Here is a 15,441-nt window from a genome sequence, read left to right as displayed (position 1 = left end):
CGTGACTAGAGCGAATGCGCGAACTCGGCGATCGCGTCGGCGGCCTTCGGCACCAGTTCCGGCTGGCCCGCGAGGTAGTGGTTGCCGCCGACGATGTCGACGTTGCGGATGCGCGCGCCGCCCGCGGCCAGCCAGGCATCGCGCGTGCTCGGGAAGGTCGACTGGTCGCCGGTGTAGGTCAGCAGCAGCTTGGGCACCGTGGTGCGCGCGAGGTTGGTGGGCCCGTCGGCCTGCGAGCGCGAGGACCACTGCGACAGGAAGGCCGTGAGCGAGGTGGTGCGGCCCATCGCGTTGGCCGAGTAGTTGACCTGGCGCGCATCGCCCCAGACGCTGCCGGGCAGGCGGTCGTTGGGATCGAGCGAGAGGTCGACGCAGCGCGGATCGGCGTGGGTGCGGTAGACGATGAAGGTCTGGTCGCGCGGCGCGCCCACGGTGCCGCGCAGCAGCGCGAGCCGGTCGAGGCACCACTGCTCGATGCGCGCGAGCCGCGCCTGCTGCGCGGCGGAAAAGCGCGCGAGGAAGTCGGCGTCGTAGGGCACGCGGTGGCGCGCGTCGTACATGTCCAGTTCGGGGTCCACCGACAGCGGGTCGTGCTCGTCGGTGACCGAGGGATCGATCCAGTCGCGCATCAGCCGCGTGCGGCCCAGGTGCGCGGCGCACAGCGCGATGCCGTCGACCGGCGGCAGGTCGCCGGGGTGCAGGTGGGTGGGGTCGCCGTCGGGGAAGTGCGTGGCCGTGAGCAGCTCGGCCTGCGCCTGGTAGAAGGCCGCGAGCGCGGCGCCGCCCGAGTTGCCGACCAGGAACACCTTCTCGTAGCCGGCCGCGCGCAGGTACTGCACACCGGCGCCCAGGTCCTGGATCGCGCGCTCCATCAGCAGCACGGTGTCGTTGCCGACGTAACGCGAGTTGAGCCCCATGCAGCAGATGCCGCGCTCGGCCAGCGGCGCGATCAGATAGTGGCCCATGAAGTTGCTGGTGGGATGCATCACGATCGCCGCGATGCGCTTCGGCCCCGCGGGCGCGCGGTACGCGCCGTAGATGCGCGGGCGCAGCATCTGCAGGCCCGACTGGCTCTCGAGCGCCGCGCCCGGCTTGACGTCGATGACGGCGAGTTGCAGTTCAGGCATCGGCCGTGCCTTTCGCGGCCAGCAGCTGCGCCTTGCGCGCGGTCCAGGCGTCGAGGTCGGCATGGGCGCGCAGCGCGTGCGCGTCCATCTCGGCCTGCGGCACGGTCGGCGTGGTCAGTTCCACGCGGATGCCGTTGGGGTCGAAGAAGTAGATCGACTCGATGATGTGGTGGTCGGTGATGCCCAGCACCTCGACGCCCGCGGCCTCGAGCCGGGCCTTGGCGGCCAGCAGGTCGGGCACGCCGTCCACGCGCAGCGCGATGTGGTTGACCCACGAGGGCGTGTTGGGCGAGGGCAGCGCGGCGATGTCGTCGCCGAGGTCGAAGAAGGCGATGAAGGAGCCGTCGCGCATCCGGAAGAAGATGTGGACGTAGGGGCAGTACTCGCCGGTGCTCGGTACGTGGTCGCTCTTGATCACGTGCACCAGCGGCAGGCCGAGCAGGTCCTCGTAGAAGCGGCGGGTTTCCTCGCTGTCGCGGCAGCGCCAGGCGAAATGGTGCAGGCCCCGGATCGGGGGCGCGGCGGATGGGGTCGGCATCGGGCTTGTCTCCGGGACGGCCATCGGGGCCGTCCGAGCCGGTATTGGGCGATGGCCGGACCTATGATGCAATCGAAATTAATTCATCGATTGATGAAATAGCCATATGAATCTGACCTTGCGCCAGTTGCGCGCCTTCGCCGCCGTCGCCGAGACCGGCAGCTTCACCGCCGCGGCCCAGCAGCTGCACCTGACCCAGTCGGCGCTCAGCGTGCTGGTGCGCGAGCTCGAGCGCGAGATGGGCGTGCAGCTGCTCGACCGCCACACGCGGCGCGTGCTGCTGTCGGAGGCCGGGCGCGAGTTCCTGCCCTCGGTGCACCGGCTGCTCGGCGACCTCGCGGGCGCGGTGGCCGGCGTGACCGAGCTGCGCGACAAGAAGAAGGGCCTGCTGCGGCTGGCCGCGCCGCAGCTCATGGCCTGCACGCTGATGCCGCGCGTGATCGCCGTGTATCGCGCGCAATACCCCGACGTGGAGGTGCGACTGGCCGACACCCTGCCCGAGCACCTGCTCGACGGCATCCTCGCGGGCGAGGTCGAGCTGGCCGTGGGGCAGGACCTCGAGGTCGACCCGGCGCTGATCGAGCGCCGCACGCTGCTGCGCGACCGTCACTGGCTGATCTGTCCGCCCGGCCATGCCTTCGAGGGGCGGCGCAAGGCGCGCTGGGCCGAGCTCGCGCCCTACACCTTCATCGCGCCCACGCGCGACTTCCGCCAGCGCGTCCTGCCCGAGCTCGCGAGCGCCGAGCGCGCCTGGATGCAGCGCCCCGGCACCCAGGAGGTGTCGTACATGACGACCGCGCTCGGCATGGTGGCCTCGGGGCTCGGGCTGACCGTGTGCCCGACCTACTCGGCGCCGCTGGTGCAGGCGCACGGGCTGCGCATGGTGCGGCTGGAGGCGCCCGACTTCCACCGCGAGGTCTGCGTCTACGGCGCGGCGCGGCGTTCGCTGTCGCCCGCGGCGGCCAGCTTCGTGCAGATTCTGGAGCGCTTCGCGAGCGAGCGGGGCGAGGGCTGAAAAGCATCGGCCGGCGTCACGAGACGCGCAGTCGCGCAGTGAGGCCCTACCTACAATGCGGGGCGACCCGTATCCATCCCATCCAGACCATGAACGTTCTTCGATTCACCGACCTCTGTGCCCAGGGCAAAGCCGCCGGCCAGCGCGTCTTCATCCGTGCCGACCTCAACGTGCCGCAGGACGATGCCGGCAACATCACCGAGGACACCCGCATCCGCGCCTCGGTGCCCTGCATCCAGCTGGCGCTCGACGCCGGTGCCGCGGTGATGGTCACCTCGCACCTGGGCCGCCCGACCGAGGGCGAGTTCAAGCCCGAGGATTCGCTGGCGCCGGTCGCGAAGCGCCTGGGCGAGCTGCTGGGCCGCGAGGTGCCGCTGGTCGCGAACTGGGTCGACGGCGTCGACGTGAAGCCGGGCCAGGTCGTGCTGCTCGAGAACTGCCGCCTCAACAAGGGCGAGAAGAAGAACGACGAGGCGCTCGCGCGCAAGCTCGCCGCGCTGACCGACATCTACGTCAACGACGCCTTCGGCACCGCGCACCGCGCCGAGGCCACCACCTACGGCATCGCGCAGTTCGCCAAGGTGGCGAGCGCCGGCCCGCTGCTGGCGGCCGAGATCGACGCCATCACCAAGGCGCTGGCCCAGCCCAAGCGGCCGCTGGTGGCGATCGTCGCGGGCTCCAAGGTCAGCACCAAGCTCACCATCCTGCAGAGCCTGTCGGCCAACGTCGACCAGCTGATCGTCGGCGGCGGCATCGCCAACACCTTCCTGCTCGCGGCCGGCCTGAAGATCGGCAAGTCGCTGGCCGAGCCCGACCTGGTCGACCAGGCGAAGTCGGTGATCGAATCGATGCGCGCGCGCGGCGCCGACGTGCCGATCCCGGTCGACGTGGTCACGGCCAAGACCTTCGCGGCCGACGCGCCCGCCACCGTCAAGGCGGCCGGCGAGGTGGCCGACGACGACCTGATCCTCGACATCGGCCCGAAGACGGCCGCGCAACTGGCCGCGCAACTGCGCGAGGCCGGCACCATCGTCTGGAACGGCCCGGTGGGCGTGTTCGAGTTCGACGCCTTCGCGGGCGGCACCAAGGCTATCGCCCAGGCGATCGCCGAGAGCAGCGCGTTCTCGATCGCCGGCGGCGGCGACACCCTCGCGGCGATCGCCAAGTACGGCATCGAGAAGGACGTGGGCTACATCTCGACCGGCGGCGGCGCCTTCCTCGAGGTGCTGGAGGGCAAGACCCTGCCGGCCTTCGAGATCCTGGCCAGGCGCGCCGCGGGCTGAGAGCGCGGAAGGCTCGCGCGGATGCCATCGATTCGCGCGGTGTCTTCCACGCGACACATAAAGTGTATACAGTAGCGGATACAAAAACGGAGATAGATCCATGAGCACCGACCGCCTTCCCCGCCACGCCACCAAGATCGTCGCCACGCTCGGCCCCGCGTCGAGCACGCCCGAACTGCTCGAGCAGATGATCATCCACAAGGTCAGCGTGGTGCGGCTCAACTTCAGCCACGGGACGGCGCAGGACCACATCGACCGCGCCACCATGGTCCGCGAGGCGGCGCGCAAGGCCGGCCGCGAGGTCGCGATCATGGCCGACCTGCAGGGCCCGAAGATCCGCGTGGGCAAGTTCGCGCAGGGCAAGATCTGGCTCGAGCCGGGCGCGAAGTTCGTGCTCGACGCCTCGCGCACCGAGCCCGGCGACATCGATGCCGTGGGCCTCGACTACAAGGACCTGCCGCGCGACGTGCGCGCCGGCGACCGGCTGCTGCTCAACGACGGCCTGATCGTGCTGGTGGTCGACGCCGTGCGCGGCGAGGCGGTGCACACCACCGTCAAGCTCGGCGGCGAGCTCTCGAACAACAAGGGCATCAACAAGCAGGGCGGCGGCCTCACGGCGCCGGCGCTCACGGCCAAGGACATGGAGGACATCAAGACCGCGATGAGCTTCCAGGCCGACTACGTGGCCGTGAGCTTCCCGAAGAACGCGACCGACATGGAAATGGCGCGCCAGCTGTGCAACGTGGCCGCGGCCGAGTACGGCCACAAGCCCGGGCTGATCGCGAAGATCGAGCGCGCCGAGGCGATCCCCCGGCTCGAGGAGATCCTGCGCGCCAGCGACGGCATCATGGTCGCGCGCGGCGACCTCGCGGTCGAGGTCGGCAATGCCGCGGTGCCGGCACTGCAGAAGAAGATGATCCGCATGGCGCGCGACATGGACAAGGTGGCGATCACCGCGACCCAGATGATGGAGTCGATGATCACCAACCCCGTGCCCACGCGCGCCGAGGTCAGCGACGTGGCGAACGCGGTGCTCGACGGCACCGACGCCGTGATGCTCTCGGCCGAGACCGCCTCGGGCCGCTACCCGCTCGAGACCGTGCAGGAGATGAGCCGCATCTGCGAGGCCGCCGAGGCCGCCGAGGACAAGCAGCTCGACGCCGACTTCAGCGGCCAGTCCTATGCGCGCATCGACCAGTCGATCGCCATGGGCGCGCTGTTCACCGCCCATCACCTGGGCGCCAAGGCCATCGTCGCGCTGACCGAGTCGGGCTCGACCCCGCTGTGGATGAGCCGCCACCGCGCCCACATCCCGATGTACGCGCTGACCTCGCGCCTGGCCACGCAGCGCAAGATGGCGCTCTACCGCAACGTGCGCCCGTTGCTGATGGATTCGGAAAGCGACCGCGACACCGCGCTCGAGCAGGCCGAGGCGCATCTGAAGAAGCGCGGCATCGTGCAGAGCGGCGACGTCTACGCGATCACCTGCGGCGAGCCGATGGGCGCGCCGGGCGGCACCAACATGCTGAAGATCTGCCGCGCGAGCTGATCAGCCGTTGCGGAACAGGAAGCTGTAGGCGTTGAGCGCCGGTACGCCGCCCAGGTGCGCGTACAGCACCTTCGAGCCGGCCGGGAATTCGCCGAGCCGCACCTTCTCGATCATCCCGTGCATCGACTTGCCCTCGTACACGGGGTCGGTCAGCATGCCCTCGAAGCGCGCGCTCAGGCGGATCGCCTCCAGCGTGCCTTCGTTCGGCAGGCCGTACTCGGGGCCGCCGAAGCGGCGGTCGAGCACCACGTCGCGCTCGGTGATCTCGCGGCCCAGCTCGATCAGCTCGGCCGTGTTGCGCGCGATGCGCAGGATCTGCTCGAAGGTCTGCTGCGGCTTGGCCGAGGCGTCGATGCCGATCACGCGGTCGGCCCGACCGTCGGCCGCGAAGCCCGCCACCATGCCGGCCTGCGTGCTGCCCGTGACCGAGCAGACCACGATGTAGTCGAACTTGAAGCCGAGCTCGGCCTCCTGCTGGCGCACTTCCTCGGCGAAGCCCACGAAGCCCAGCCCGCCCAGCGGATGCTCGGAGCAGCCCGCGGGAATCGGGAACGGCTTGCCGCCGGCCTGGCGCACGCTGTCCATCGCGTCCTCCCAGCTCTTGCGGATGCCGATGTCGAAGCCGGCCGCGTCGAGCCGCACATCGGCGCCGAGGATGCGCGACATCTCGATGTTGCCCACGCGGTCGTACACCGCGTCGGAGTAGTTGACCCAGTTCTCCTGCACCAGCACGCACTTCAGGCCCAGGTGCGCGGCCACCGCGGCCACCTGCCGGGTCTGGTTCGACTGGATGCCGCCGATCGACACCAGCGTGTCGTAGCCGCCCTCGAGCGCCTCGGGGATCAGGTACTCGAGCTTGCGCGTCTTGTTGCCGCCGAAGGCGAGGCCGCTGTTGCAGTCCTCGCGCTTCGCATAGAGCTCGACCTTGCCGCCGAGGTGGGCGCTCAGGCGCCGGAGCGGATGGATCGGCGTCGGGCCGAAGGTCAGCACGTGGCGGGGGAATTTCTTCAGGTTCATCGGCAAGACTCCAGGGTGAAGCACAGGGGAAGGGCGATGGAGCCGATGGTAGGAAGAAGGTGGAGCAACAGGGTTGCAAAATTCGATGGCCTCGCGAACCAAAAGGAATCAAGATGCGGGGATCGAAGCCATTTGATGCGCCAAAGTCTCCATGAGCACAACGAAATTGCGTTCCTCGCCTGCGCGTTCCGCCAAGCCGCAACAGGCCCCCACGCCCGCCGTTTCGGCCGCCGCCGCGCTCGACCGCACCGACCGCGCGATCCTGCGCGCGCTGCAGCGCGACGCCTCGATGTCCAACGTCGCGCTGGCCGCCAAGGTCAGCCTCAGCGCGCCGGCCTGCCTGCGCCGCGTCGAGCGGCTCAAGGCCTCGGGCCTGATCAGGGGCGTGGTCGCGCTGCTCGACGCGCAGGCGCTCGACATGGGCATGCTGGTGATGATCGGCGTGGTGCTCGACCGCTCCACGCCCGACTCCTTCGCCGACTTCGAGAAGGCCGCGCAGAAGGTCTCGGGCTGCCTCGAGTGCCACGTGGTCACGGGCGAGTTCGACTACTTCATGCTGGTGCGCACGCGCGACAACGACAGCTTCAACCGGCTGCATGCCGAGCAGCTGCTCTACCTGCCGGGCGTGCGCCAGATCCGGACCTTCGTCGTGCTCAAGCAGGTGCTGTCGACCACACAGCTGCCTCTCTGACACGCGGCGCGCGCGCCATGCGCTGCAATCGGCGCTTCGTCGCGCCGCGAAACCGGCGCCCCATCCCGCGCGTACCCCTTCGATGACCTTTCCCGTCCTTGCGTCGATCCGCCGGCGCCGCCGTGCCCTGACCACCGCCCTGGGCGTCGCCGCGGCCACCGCGCTGGCGGCCTGCTCGCCGATCAAGCTGCTCAACGGCCTGGTGCCCACCGACACCTACCAGTTCCAGGGCGACATCGCCTACGGGCCCGCGCCGCGCCAGCAGCTCGACGTCTACCAGCCATTGCCCGACACCGTGCCCGCGCGCGGCCGGCGGCCGCTGGTGGTGTTCTTCTTCGGCGGCACCTGGACCACCGGCGACCGCGAGAGCTATCGCTTCCTCGGCGAGGCGCTGGCCGCGCGCGGTGCCGTGGTGGTGGTGCCCGACTACGGCCTGTCGCCGCGCCACACCTACCCGGTGTTCGTGCGCGACAGCGCGCTGGCGGTGAAATGGGCGCTCGACAACGCGGCCCAGCTCGGCGCCGACCCGAAGCAGGTCTACGTGATGGGCCACAGCTCGGGCGGCTACAACGCGGCCATGGTCGCGCTCGACGGCCGCTGGCTCGGCGAGCTCGGCGCCAGTCCGCGCCAGCTCGCGGGCTGGATCGGGCTGGCCGGGCCCTACGACTTCCTGCCCATCGGCGATCCGCAGACCCGCGTCGCCTTCGACTGGCCCCGCACGCCGGCCGACTCGCAGCCGCTCGCGCACGTCACGCCGGGCGCGCCGCGCACGCTGCTGATGGCCGCGGCCAAGGACAACCTGGTCTACCCCGAGCGCAACACCCTGCCGCTGGCCGCCGCGCTGCGCGCCGCGGGCGTGCCGGTGGAGGTCCGCGTGTTCGACAACCTGAGCCACGTCACGCTGATGGGCGCCTTCGGCAAGCCCATCCAGTGGCTCGGCGGGCCGGTGCTGCCGCCGGTCGTCGAGTTCCTCGGGTTGCCGTCAGTCCCGTCCCACAAGGGCGCTCGGTAGAATCGCGGCAGTTTTCTCTCGTCTTTTCCCCGTCTTCTCACCCTATTTCCCGCGAGGTATTTCCCCATGGCACTCGTCTCGATGCGCGAACTGCTGGACCATGCAGCCGCCAACGGCTACGGCATTCCGGCCTTCAACGTCAACAACCTCGAACAGGTGCAGGCCGTCATGGAAGCGGCCAAGGAAGTCGGCGCGCCCGTGATCCTCCAGGCCAGCGCGGGCGCCCGCAAGTACGCCGGCGAAGCCTTCATCAAGCACCTGATCCAGGCCGCCATCGAGGCCTATCCGCAGATCCCGCTGGTGATGCACCAGGACCACGGCCAGAGCCCGGCCATCTGCCAGGGCGCCATCGACCTCGGCTTCTCGTCCGTGATGATGGACGGCTCGCTCAAGGAAGACGGCAAGACGCCGGCTTCGTTCGACTACAACGTCGACGTGACCCGCAAGGTGGTGCAGCTGGCCCACAAGGTCGGCGTCACCGTCGAGGGCGAACTGGGCTGCCTGGGCTCGCTCGAGACCGGCATGGCCGGCGAGGAAGACGGCATCGGCGCCGAGGGCGTGCTCGACCACTCGGCCCTGCTGACCGACCCCGAGGAAGCCGCCCAGTTCGTCAAGGCCACGCAGCTCGACGCGCTGGCGATCGCCATCGGCACCAGCCACGGCGCCTACAAGTTCACCCGCAAGCCCACCGGCGACATCCTGTCGATCTCGCGCGTGAAGGAAATCCACGCCCGCCTGCCCAACACCCACCTGGTGATGCACGGTTCGTCGTCGGTGCCGCAGGACCTGCTCGAGATCATTCGCCAGTACGGCGGCAACATGAAGGAAACCTACGGCGTGCCGGTCGAGGAAATCCAGGAAGCCATCAAGTACGGCGTGCGCAAGATCAACATCGACACCGACATCCGCCTCGCGATGACCGGCGCGGTGCGCAAGTTCATGGCCGAGAACCCCGAGAAGTTCGATGCCCGCGAGTGGCTCAAGCCCGCGCGCGAAGCCGCCAAGCAGATCTGCAAGCAGCGCTACATCGAGTTCGGCTGCGAAGGCCAGGCGCCCAAGATCAAGGGCGAATCGCTGCAGATCGTCGCCGCCAAGTACGCCAAGGGCGAACTCGCGCAAGAAGTGGTCTGAGCCGCTTGCCGTGAATCGCCGGCCACCGCTCGCGGTGGCTTTTTTCTGCGCGCACAATCCGCTTCACCGTCTCCCGTTTTTCACCGTTCGCCGTCCCTGCCCATGACCACCGTCCACACCTCCTCCATCCAGAGCCTGCCCCTGCTTGCGCGCGGGAAGGTGCGCGACAACTACGCGGTCGGCGAGGACCGCATCCTGATGGTCGCGAGCGACCGGCTCAGCGCCTTCGACGTGATCATGGGCGAGCCGATCCCCGGCAAGGGCGAGATCCTCACGCAGATGGCGCTGTGGTGGTTCGAGCGGCTCGGCCAGCTCTGCCCCAACCACCTGACCGGCGACGCGCCCGAGAGCGTGGTCAAGCCCGAGGAAGTCGCCCAGGTCACGGGCCGCTCGATGCTGGTCAAGCGCCTGAAGCCGATCCCGGTCGAGGCCGTGGTGCGCGGCTACCTGGCCGGCAGCGGCTGGAAGGAATACCAGGAATCGCGCGCGGTCTGCGGCGTGCCGCTGCCCGAGGGCCTGACCAACGCGAGCAAGCTGCCGCGCCCGATCTTCACGCCCGCGGCCAAGGCCGCGGCCGGCGAGCACGACGAGAACATCAGCTACGAGCGCGTGGTCGAGATCGTCGGCCCCAAGCTCGCGCAGCAGATCCGCGAGACCAGCATCGCGATCTACGAGACCGCGGCCCAGATCGCGCTGGCCAAGGGCATGATCATTGCCGACACCAAGTTCGAATTCGGCCTCGACGAGGCCGGCACGCTGGTGCTGATGGACGAGGTGCTCACGCCCGACAGCTCGCGCTACTGGCCGGTCGAGGGCTACGAGGCCGCGCTGGCCGCCGGCACCAACCCGCCGAGCTACGACAAGCAGTTCGTGCGCGACTGGCTCGAGGCCACGAAGATCAACGGCAAGCCCTGGGACAAGACGCCGCCGGCGCCGCGCCTGCCGGCCGAGGTGATCGAGAAGACCGCCGCCAAGTACCGCGAGGCGCTGGAGCGGCTGACGGCCTGAGCGGGCCGGGTTTCGTATTCAAAGAAAGGGCCGGTTCTCCGGCCCTTTTCCTTTTCAGCGTCCCGAACTCAGGGTTGCCACCGTGCGTCCGCCCGCGTCGAGCAAGGTCAGCCGTCCGGGCGCCAGCCGGTAGCTGGTCGTGCCCTGCAGCACCGCGAGGAACTGCGCCTCGGTCGCACCGCGTACCGGGTCGGCGCAGGCCATGCGGGTGGCGGCGATCTGGCCGATGCGCAAGGCGCTGCCGGTGCGCGTGTACGAGCCCGAAATCCGGTTGCAGCCGCCCGAGCCGGTGACGCGCGCGTTGGCGCGGTCGAACTGCAGCTGGGCGTCGCTGCCCGGCGCGATCGCTTCCTCGCCCAGTTGCGACAGGCGCCACACCGGGCCTTCGATCGGTTCGTCGAGGTTGATGCCGCTGCCGCAGGCGGTCAGCAGTGCCGCGAGCGCGGTGGCGGCGAGGGTGGGAAGCACGCGCAGGGCGGCAGGGCGGGCGGAGAAGCGCATGGCCGGTCGGTCCTTTTGACGAATCTGCAACAAGGTGAAATCGGTGTGATCGTATGCGAGCCGGCGTGGCTCGCCAACGCCGGGGGCCAGTGGGTGTTCGCAGGCCCGCGCGCTCAACGCTGCAGGTCGGCCGCGAGCGCCACGCCGCCATCGAGCCGCGCCTGCACGCAGCGCCGCACCGCGGGCGGGATGGCCTCGTCGGCCAGCAGCGCCGGCCACTCGGCGCGCGCCTGGCGCACCGTGTCGCGCGCGATCGCGAGCAGCCGCGCGGGACGCAGCAGCCCGGCGTCGCGCAGCAGCGCCTCGAGCGCGGCCCAGCCGAAGCCGCGCAGCTTGGCGTCGATGGCGCGGTTGACCGCGTAGTCGCCGCCGGGCACCTGCTCGAAGAAGGCGGCCACGCAGACCGGGTCGTAGAGCGGCGCGAGCACGGGCGCCACGCCATCGGGATAGCGCAGCGCCCAGTTCTTCAGGTGGGCGTCGCTGTTGCCCAGCAGGATGAAGGCGACGATGCGGCGCACGAACTCGCGCACGTCGGCCACCGGGTTCGGCGACAGCCGGTCGAGCACGCGCAGCATCGCGGGTCCGTCGATCGCGAGGCCGCGGCCATACTTCTGGCGCGGCTCGTACTGCAGCACCTGCGCGAACTCCTCCATGTGGATGCGCCCGCCGTCGGGCGTGCGGTCGAAGCGGCGCACCGCGAGGATCTGCTCGAACGGCAGCTGCTCGGGCAGGTCGGCGTCGGCGCGGCCGATCACGCTGGCCTCGGCGCAGTCCAGGCCGAGCGCGCCGCACAGGCGGTAGCCGGCGATCTCGTTGGCGACCAGGTCGGGGTGGCGCACGGTCGGCAGCTTGAGGATGAAGGAGCCGGCCGCGCCGTGGCGCCGCACCACGTAGCGCCGGCCATCCTGCACGGCCGAGAACTTGGTCACCACGCCGGGGATGGCGGCCGCGTCCTCCACCGGCAGCTCGACGAAGCCGGGCTCGAGCACGTCGAGCCCGAGCGCGGTGTGCCAGTGCCGCACCGTGTCGGGAATGCCCTCGGCCGGCGGCACCGGCTCGACCTCGATCGCGCCCATCAGGTCGTGCCCGGCGGCGGCCAGCAGTTCGAACTCGTCGTCGGCGCGGCAGCCGCGCTGCCGGGCGAGGCGCTCGCGGTTGTGGCCCTCGGGCAGCAGGTTCTGGAAGTAGGCGGGCCAGTGGCCGTCGCCGCGCGACACCCGCGCATCGCGCGCCGAGCCCAGGATGGCGCGCGTGGCGGCCTCGTCGGCGCCGCGGTAGGCCAGCGACAGCGTGGGGCGCGCCGGGTCGTCGACGTAGCCGGGGTCGAACGAGACGCGCAGGATGTCGCCGTACTGCGAGAGCCAGCCGATGGAGCGCCGGCGCGAGGCATCGCCGCCCGGGGCGTGCAGGTACATCCGCAGGTAGCGGATGCTGGTGCCGAAGGCGGCGCCGGCGGTCAAGGGCCGAGGCTCTGGGCGATGGAGGGCGGCGCCTCGATGCCGGCCGGCTGGCCGAGCAGCCGGCCGCCCGCGCGCACGAAGTCCTCGAGCGTGGGGCGCAGCGCCGCCGGCACGGGCATCAGCCCGAGCCCCAGCACGCGCGCCATCTCGAGCAAGGTCGACAGCCGCGGGTCGATCTGGCCGCTCTCGATGCGCTGCACCGTCATGCGCGACAGCCCGGCGGCCTTGGCCAGCGCCTCCTGGCTCAGGCCGGCCGCCTTGCGGGCCTGCTCGAGTTCCTGGATCAGATGGATCATTGGAGTGATCTTTTCAGTAAAAAAGAGTATTGATAGTAGCTATTTGGGATTGATTCGACAAATAAAAAAGCGACTCTAAAGTCGCTTTTCAATGAAATTGCGCATTCAAATGCGCTTTTGATTCGATCGCCTCAGCTCAGTACCACGCTGCTGAGCCGGCGCCGGTAGGTCGCCACGGTCGGATCGTCGGGCGGGATCTGGCCGTCGGCCACCTTCACCTTCGGCGGCTCGATCAGCTCGAGGATCGCCACGTAGGTCTTGCGCGCGAGTTCCTCGCTCCAGCTCTTGTCGCGCATCAGGATCTCGAGCAGCTCGTCCATCGCGGCAGTCCATTGCTGCTGCGCGACCAGCAGGCGGGCGCGGTCGAAGCGGGCCTGGAAGTCGCGCTTGTTGGCCGCGATCTTCGCGTCGAGCTCGGCCATCGCGGGTGCCGCGCCCGTGGGCGGGGCCGCGAAATCGATCGCGTCCATCCAGCGCTGCAGCGCATCGAAGCGGCGCACCACCGAGGCCTTGGCGATCACGGGCGCGAAGGCCACCTTGGCGTCGTCGGCGCGGTCGAGCTGCAGCAGCAGCTTCACGTAGTCGAAGCGCGCGTCATCGTTGGCCGGGTCGGTGGCCACAGCGTGCTGCAGCTTCTCGAGCGCGCCCTCGGTGTCGCCCTCGGCCAGCGCCTCCTGCGCCGCCTCTTCCTCGGCGGCGGCCTCGGCCTCGTCGGCACCGGGCACGTGCTTGTCGAGGAATTCGCGGATCTTCTCGGCGGGAATGGCGCCGACGAAGCCGTCGACCGGCTGGCCGTCCTTGAACATCACGCAGAACGGGATGCTGCGCACGCCGAACATCTCGGAGAGCTGGGAGGAGATCTGCGGCACCTTGTCGGCGTCGAGCTTGGCCAGCGTGAAGCGCCCGGCGTACTCCACCTCGAGCTTTTCGAGCACCGGCCCGAGCTGCTTGCAGGGGCCGCACCATTCGGCCCAGATGTCCAGCAGCACCGGCCGGGCGAGGGAGGCTTCGATCAGCTCGTCCTGGAAATTTTCGAGAGTGATGTCGATCATCGGGAACAACTGGGGGTGAAACGTAAAATTGGAACCATGAACGAAACCATTCAGGTCGGTGTGGTGATGGGCTCGAGCTCCGATTGGGAGACGATGCGCAACGCGGTCGAGATTCTCCAGCAATTCGGCATCCGCCACGAAGCGAAGGTGGTCTCCGCCCACCGCATGCCCGATGCGCTCTTCGCGTACGCCGAAAGCGCCGCCGGGCGCGGACTCGCGGCGATCATCGCCGGCGCGGGGGGCGCGGCCCATCTGCCGGGCATGCTGGCCTCCAAGACCACGGTGCCGGTGCTCGGCGTGCCGGTCGCCAGCCGGCACCTGCAGGGCGTCGATTCCCTCTACAGCATCGTGCAGATGCCCAAGGGCGTGCCGGTCGCCACCTTCGCCATCGGCAACGCGGGCGCGGCCAACGCGGCGCTGTTCGCGGTCTCGATGCTGGCCGTCAACGACCCCGGCCTGCGCGCCAGGCTCGACGCCTTCCGCGCGGCCCAGACCGCCGCGGCCGAGGCCATGGCGCTGCCGCCCGTGGAGCCGGCCCCGGTTTCTCCTTTCTCGCCGCAAGGCGGAGGTGCCCTGTGAGCAACAGCAAAGGCGACCTGCCGATCCTCCCGGGCGCCACGCTCGGCGTGCTCGGCGGCGGCCAGCTCGGCCGCATGTTCGTGCATGCCGCCCAGCGCATGGGTTACTTCACCGCGGTGCTCGACCCCGATGCCGACAGCCCGGCCGGCCGGGTCAGCCACCACCACATCCACACCGACTACGGCGACGTCGACGGCCTCGCGCGGCTGGCCGGCCTGGCCGACGCCGTGACCACCGAGTTCGAGAACGTGCCCGCGCCCTCGCTCGAGCACCTCGCGGTGGCGCGGCCGGTGGCGCCCGCCGCGCCGGCGATCGCGATCGCGCAGGACCGGATCGCCGAGAAGGCCCATTTCGGCCGCTGCGGCGTGGCCTGCGCGCCCTACGCGGCGATCGAGACCGCGGCCCAGCTGGCGGCGGTGGAAGACCGGCTCCTGCCCGGCATCCTGAAGACCGCGCGCCTGGGCTACGACGGCAAGGGCCAGCAGCGCGTGCGCACGCGCGCCGAGCTGGTCGAGGCCTGGCAGGCCACGGGCTGCGTGCCCTGCGTGCTCGAGAAGCTGCTGCCGCTGGACTTCGAATGCTCGGTGATCGTGGCGCGCGGCCGCGACGGCCAGCTGGTGAACTTCCCGCCCCAGCGCAACCTGCATCGCGACGGCATCCTGGCCGTGACCGAGGTGCATGGCCAGAACATGCCCAAGACCGTGGCCCAGGCCGCGATCACCGCGGCCAAGAACATCGCCAACGGCCTCGGCTACGTCGGCGTGCTGTGCGTCGAGTTCTTCGTGCTGGCCGACGGCTCGCTGGTGGTCAACGAGATGGCGCCGCGCCCGCACAACAGCGGCCACTACACCATGGAGGCCTGCGACGTGTCGCAGTTCGAGCTGCAGGTGCGCACCCTGGCCGGCCTGCCGCTGGCCATGCCGCGCCAGCACAGCCCGGCCGTGATGCTGAACCTGCTGGGCGACCTGTGGTTCTCGGCCGGCGACGACAAGCCGGTCTCGCCGCGCTGGAGCGAGGTGCTCGCGCTGCCCGGCGCCCACCTGCACCTGTACGGCAAGATCGAACCGCGCCGCGGCCGCAAGATGGGCCACCTGACCTTCACCGGCGCCGACGCCGACCAGGTGCGCGCCATCGCCTCGCAGGTCGCGCTGCTGCTCGGCCTGCCGCCGGTGGCATGAAGGC

The 15,441-nt window shown here is 70.1% G+C and carries 16 protein-coding genes; 9 read left to right on the top strand and 7 right to left on the bottom strand.

Going from position 1 to position 15,441, the window contains the following annotated elements:
- Positions 1-5: 5 nt before the first annotated feature.
- Both AC1HIL_RS02705 and AC1HIL_RS02700 read right to left on the bottom strand, forming a co-directional pair.
- Positions 6-1,127 (bottom strand): alpha/beta hydrolase family protein, encoded by a 1,122-nt coding sequence (locus tag AC1HIL_RS02705; protein WP_413762042.1) that lies wholly within the window; start codon positions 1,125-1,127, stop codon positions 6-8.
- On the bottom strand, positions 1,120-1,665 hold the full coding sequence (locus AC1HIL_RS02700) for a VOC family protein (protein WP_057594377.1): 546 nt from the start codon (positions 1,663-1,665) through the stop codon (positions 1,120-1,122). The genes AC1HIL_RS02705 and AC1HIL_RS02700 overlap by 8 nt, the downstream gene beginning before the upstream one ends.
- Positions 1,666-1,771: 106 nt before the next feature.
- Between AC1HIL_RS02700 and AC1HIL_RS02695 the strand changes: the two genes are divergently transcribed.
- The 3 genes from AC1HIL_RS02695 to pyk all read left to right on the top strand — a co-directional run bounded on the left by AC1HIL_RS02695 (position 1,772) and on the right by pyk (position 5,512).
- Complete coding sequence (locus AC1HIL_RS02695) at positions 1,772-2,680, top strand: LysR family transcriptional regulator (protein ID WP_479671082.1); 909 nt, start codon at positions 1,772-1,774, stop codon at positions 2,678-2,680.
- 89 nt (positions 2,681-2,769) lie between these two features.
- On the top strand, positions 2,770-3,963 hold the full coding sequence (locus tag AC1HIL_RS02690; RefSeq protein ID WP_057594379.1) for a phosphoglycerate kinase: 1,194 nt from the start codon (positions 2,770-2,772) through the stop codon (positions 3,961-3,963).
- Between the two features lie 100 nt (positions 3,964-4,063).
- On the top strand, positions 4,064-5,512 hold the full coding sequence (gene pyk / locus AC1HIL_RS02685; protein WP_057594380.1) for a pyruvate kinase: 1,449 nt from the start codon (positions 4,064-4,066) through the stop codon (positions 5,510-5,512).
- Here the strand turns inward: pyk and AC1HIL_RS02680 are convergent, their stop codons facing one another.
- Entirely contained in the window at positions 5,513-6,529 is a 1,017-nt protein-coding gene (locus tag AC1HIL_RS02680; protein ID WP_479671081.1) for a 1-aminocyclopropane-1-carboxylate deaminase, read from the bottom strand.
- Positions 6,530-6,680: 151 nt separating this feature from the next.
- Here AC1HIL_RS02680 and AC1HIL_RS02675 point away from each other — a divergent pair, with 151 nt between their 5' ends.
- The 4 genes from AC1HIL_RS02675 (at position 6,681) to AC1HIL_RS02660 (ending at position 10,371) form a co-directional block, all read left to right on the top strand.
- The gene (locus tag AC1HIL_RS02675) at positions 6,681-7,220 is read left to right on the top strand and encodes an Lrp/AsnC family transcriptional regulator (RefSeq protein WP_057594382.1); all 540 of its coding nucleotides are present in this window, start codon (positions 6,681-6,683) and stop codon (positions 7,218-7,220) included.
- An 82-nt stretch (positions 7,221-7,302) separates the two neighbouring features.
- Positions 7,303-8,232 (top strand): alpha/beta hydrolase, encoded by a 930-nt coding sequence (locus tag AC1HIL_RS02670; protein WP_082322028.1) that lies wholly within the window; start codon positions 7,303-7,305, stop codon positions 8,230-8,232.
- 66 nt (positions 8,233-8,298) lie between these two features.
- Positions 8,299-9,363, top strand: coding sequence for a class II fructose-bisphosphate aldolase (gene fba / locus AC1HIL_RS02665; RefSeq protein ID WP_057594383.1), 1,065 nt, complete (start codon positions 8,299-8,301; stop codon positions 9,361-9,363).
- 102 nt (positions 9,364-9,465) lie between these two features.
- Positions 9,466-10,371, top strand: a complete 906-nt coding sequence (locus tag AC1HIL_RS02660) for a phosphoribosylaminoimidazolesuccinocarboxamide synthase (protein WP_057594384.1) — start codon at positions 9,466-9,468, stop codon at positions 10,369-10,371.
- A 54-nt stretch (positions 10,372-10,425) separates the two neighbouring features.
- Here AC1HIL_RS02660 and AC1HIL_RS02655 read toward each other — a convergent pair whose 3' ends face one another.
- The 4 genes from AC1HIL_RS02655 to AC1HIL_RS02640 form a co-directional block, all read right to left on the bottom strand.
- Positions 10,426-10,872 (bottom strand): META domain-containing protein, encoded by a 447-nt coding sequence (locus AC1HIL_RS02655; RefSeq protein ID WP_057594385.1) that lies wholly within the window; start codon positions 10,870-10,872, stop codon positions 10,426-10,428.
- A 113-nt stretch (positions 10,873-10,985) separates the two neighbouring features.
- On the bottom strand, positions 10,986-12,287 hold the full coding sequence (locus AC1HIL_RS02650; RefSeq protein ID WP_479672465.1) for a type II toxin-antitoxin system HipA family toxin: 1,302 nt from the start codon (positions 12,285-12,287) through the stop codon (positions 10,986-10,988).
- Positions 12,288-12,328: 41 nt separating this feature from the next.
- Complete coding sequence (locus tag AC1HIL_RS02645) at positions 12,329-12,628, bottom strand: helix-turn-helix transcriptional regulator (protein ID WP_413762044.1); 300 nt, start codon at positions 12,626-12,628, stop codon at positions 12,329-12,331.
- Between the two features lie 131 nt (positions 12,629-12,759).
- Entirely contained in the window at positions 12,760-13,680 is a 921-nt protein-coding gene (locus AC1HIL_RS02640; RefSeq protein ID WP_479671080.1) for a tetratricopeptide repeat protein, read from the bottom strand.
- Between the two features lie 36 nt (positions 13,681-13,716).
- Here AC1HIL_RS02640 and purE point away from each other — a divergent pair, with 36 nt between their 5' ends.
- A complete protein-coding gene (gene purE / locus AC1HIL_RS02635) occupies positions 13,717-14,259 on the top strand; it encodes a 5-(carboxyamino)imidazole ribonucleotide mutase (protein ID WP_057594388.1) in 543 nt (180 codons plus the stop codon).
- Positions 14,256-15,437: a 5-(carboxyamino)imidazole ribonucleotide synthase gene (locus tag AC1HIL_RS02630; protein ID WP_479671079.1), complete on the top strand. Its 1,182-nt coding sequence runs from the start codon at positions 14,256-14,258 to the stop codon at positions 15,435-15,437. Before purE ends, AC1HIL_RS02630 begins: the two co-directional genes overlap by 4 nt.
- Positions 15,438-15,441: the final 4 nt, after the last annotated feature.

The sequence above is a fragment of the Variovorax sp. ISS6 genome, from assembly GCF_056523145.1.
The sequence above is the reverse complement of the archived record's forward strand: the minus strand, read 5'-3'. Positions and strand labels throughout refer to the sequence as shown.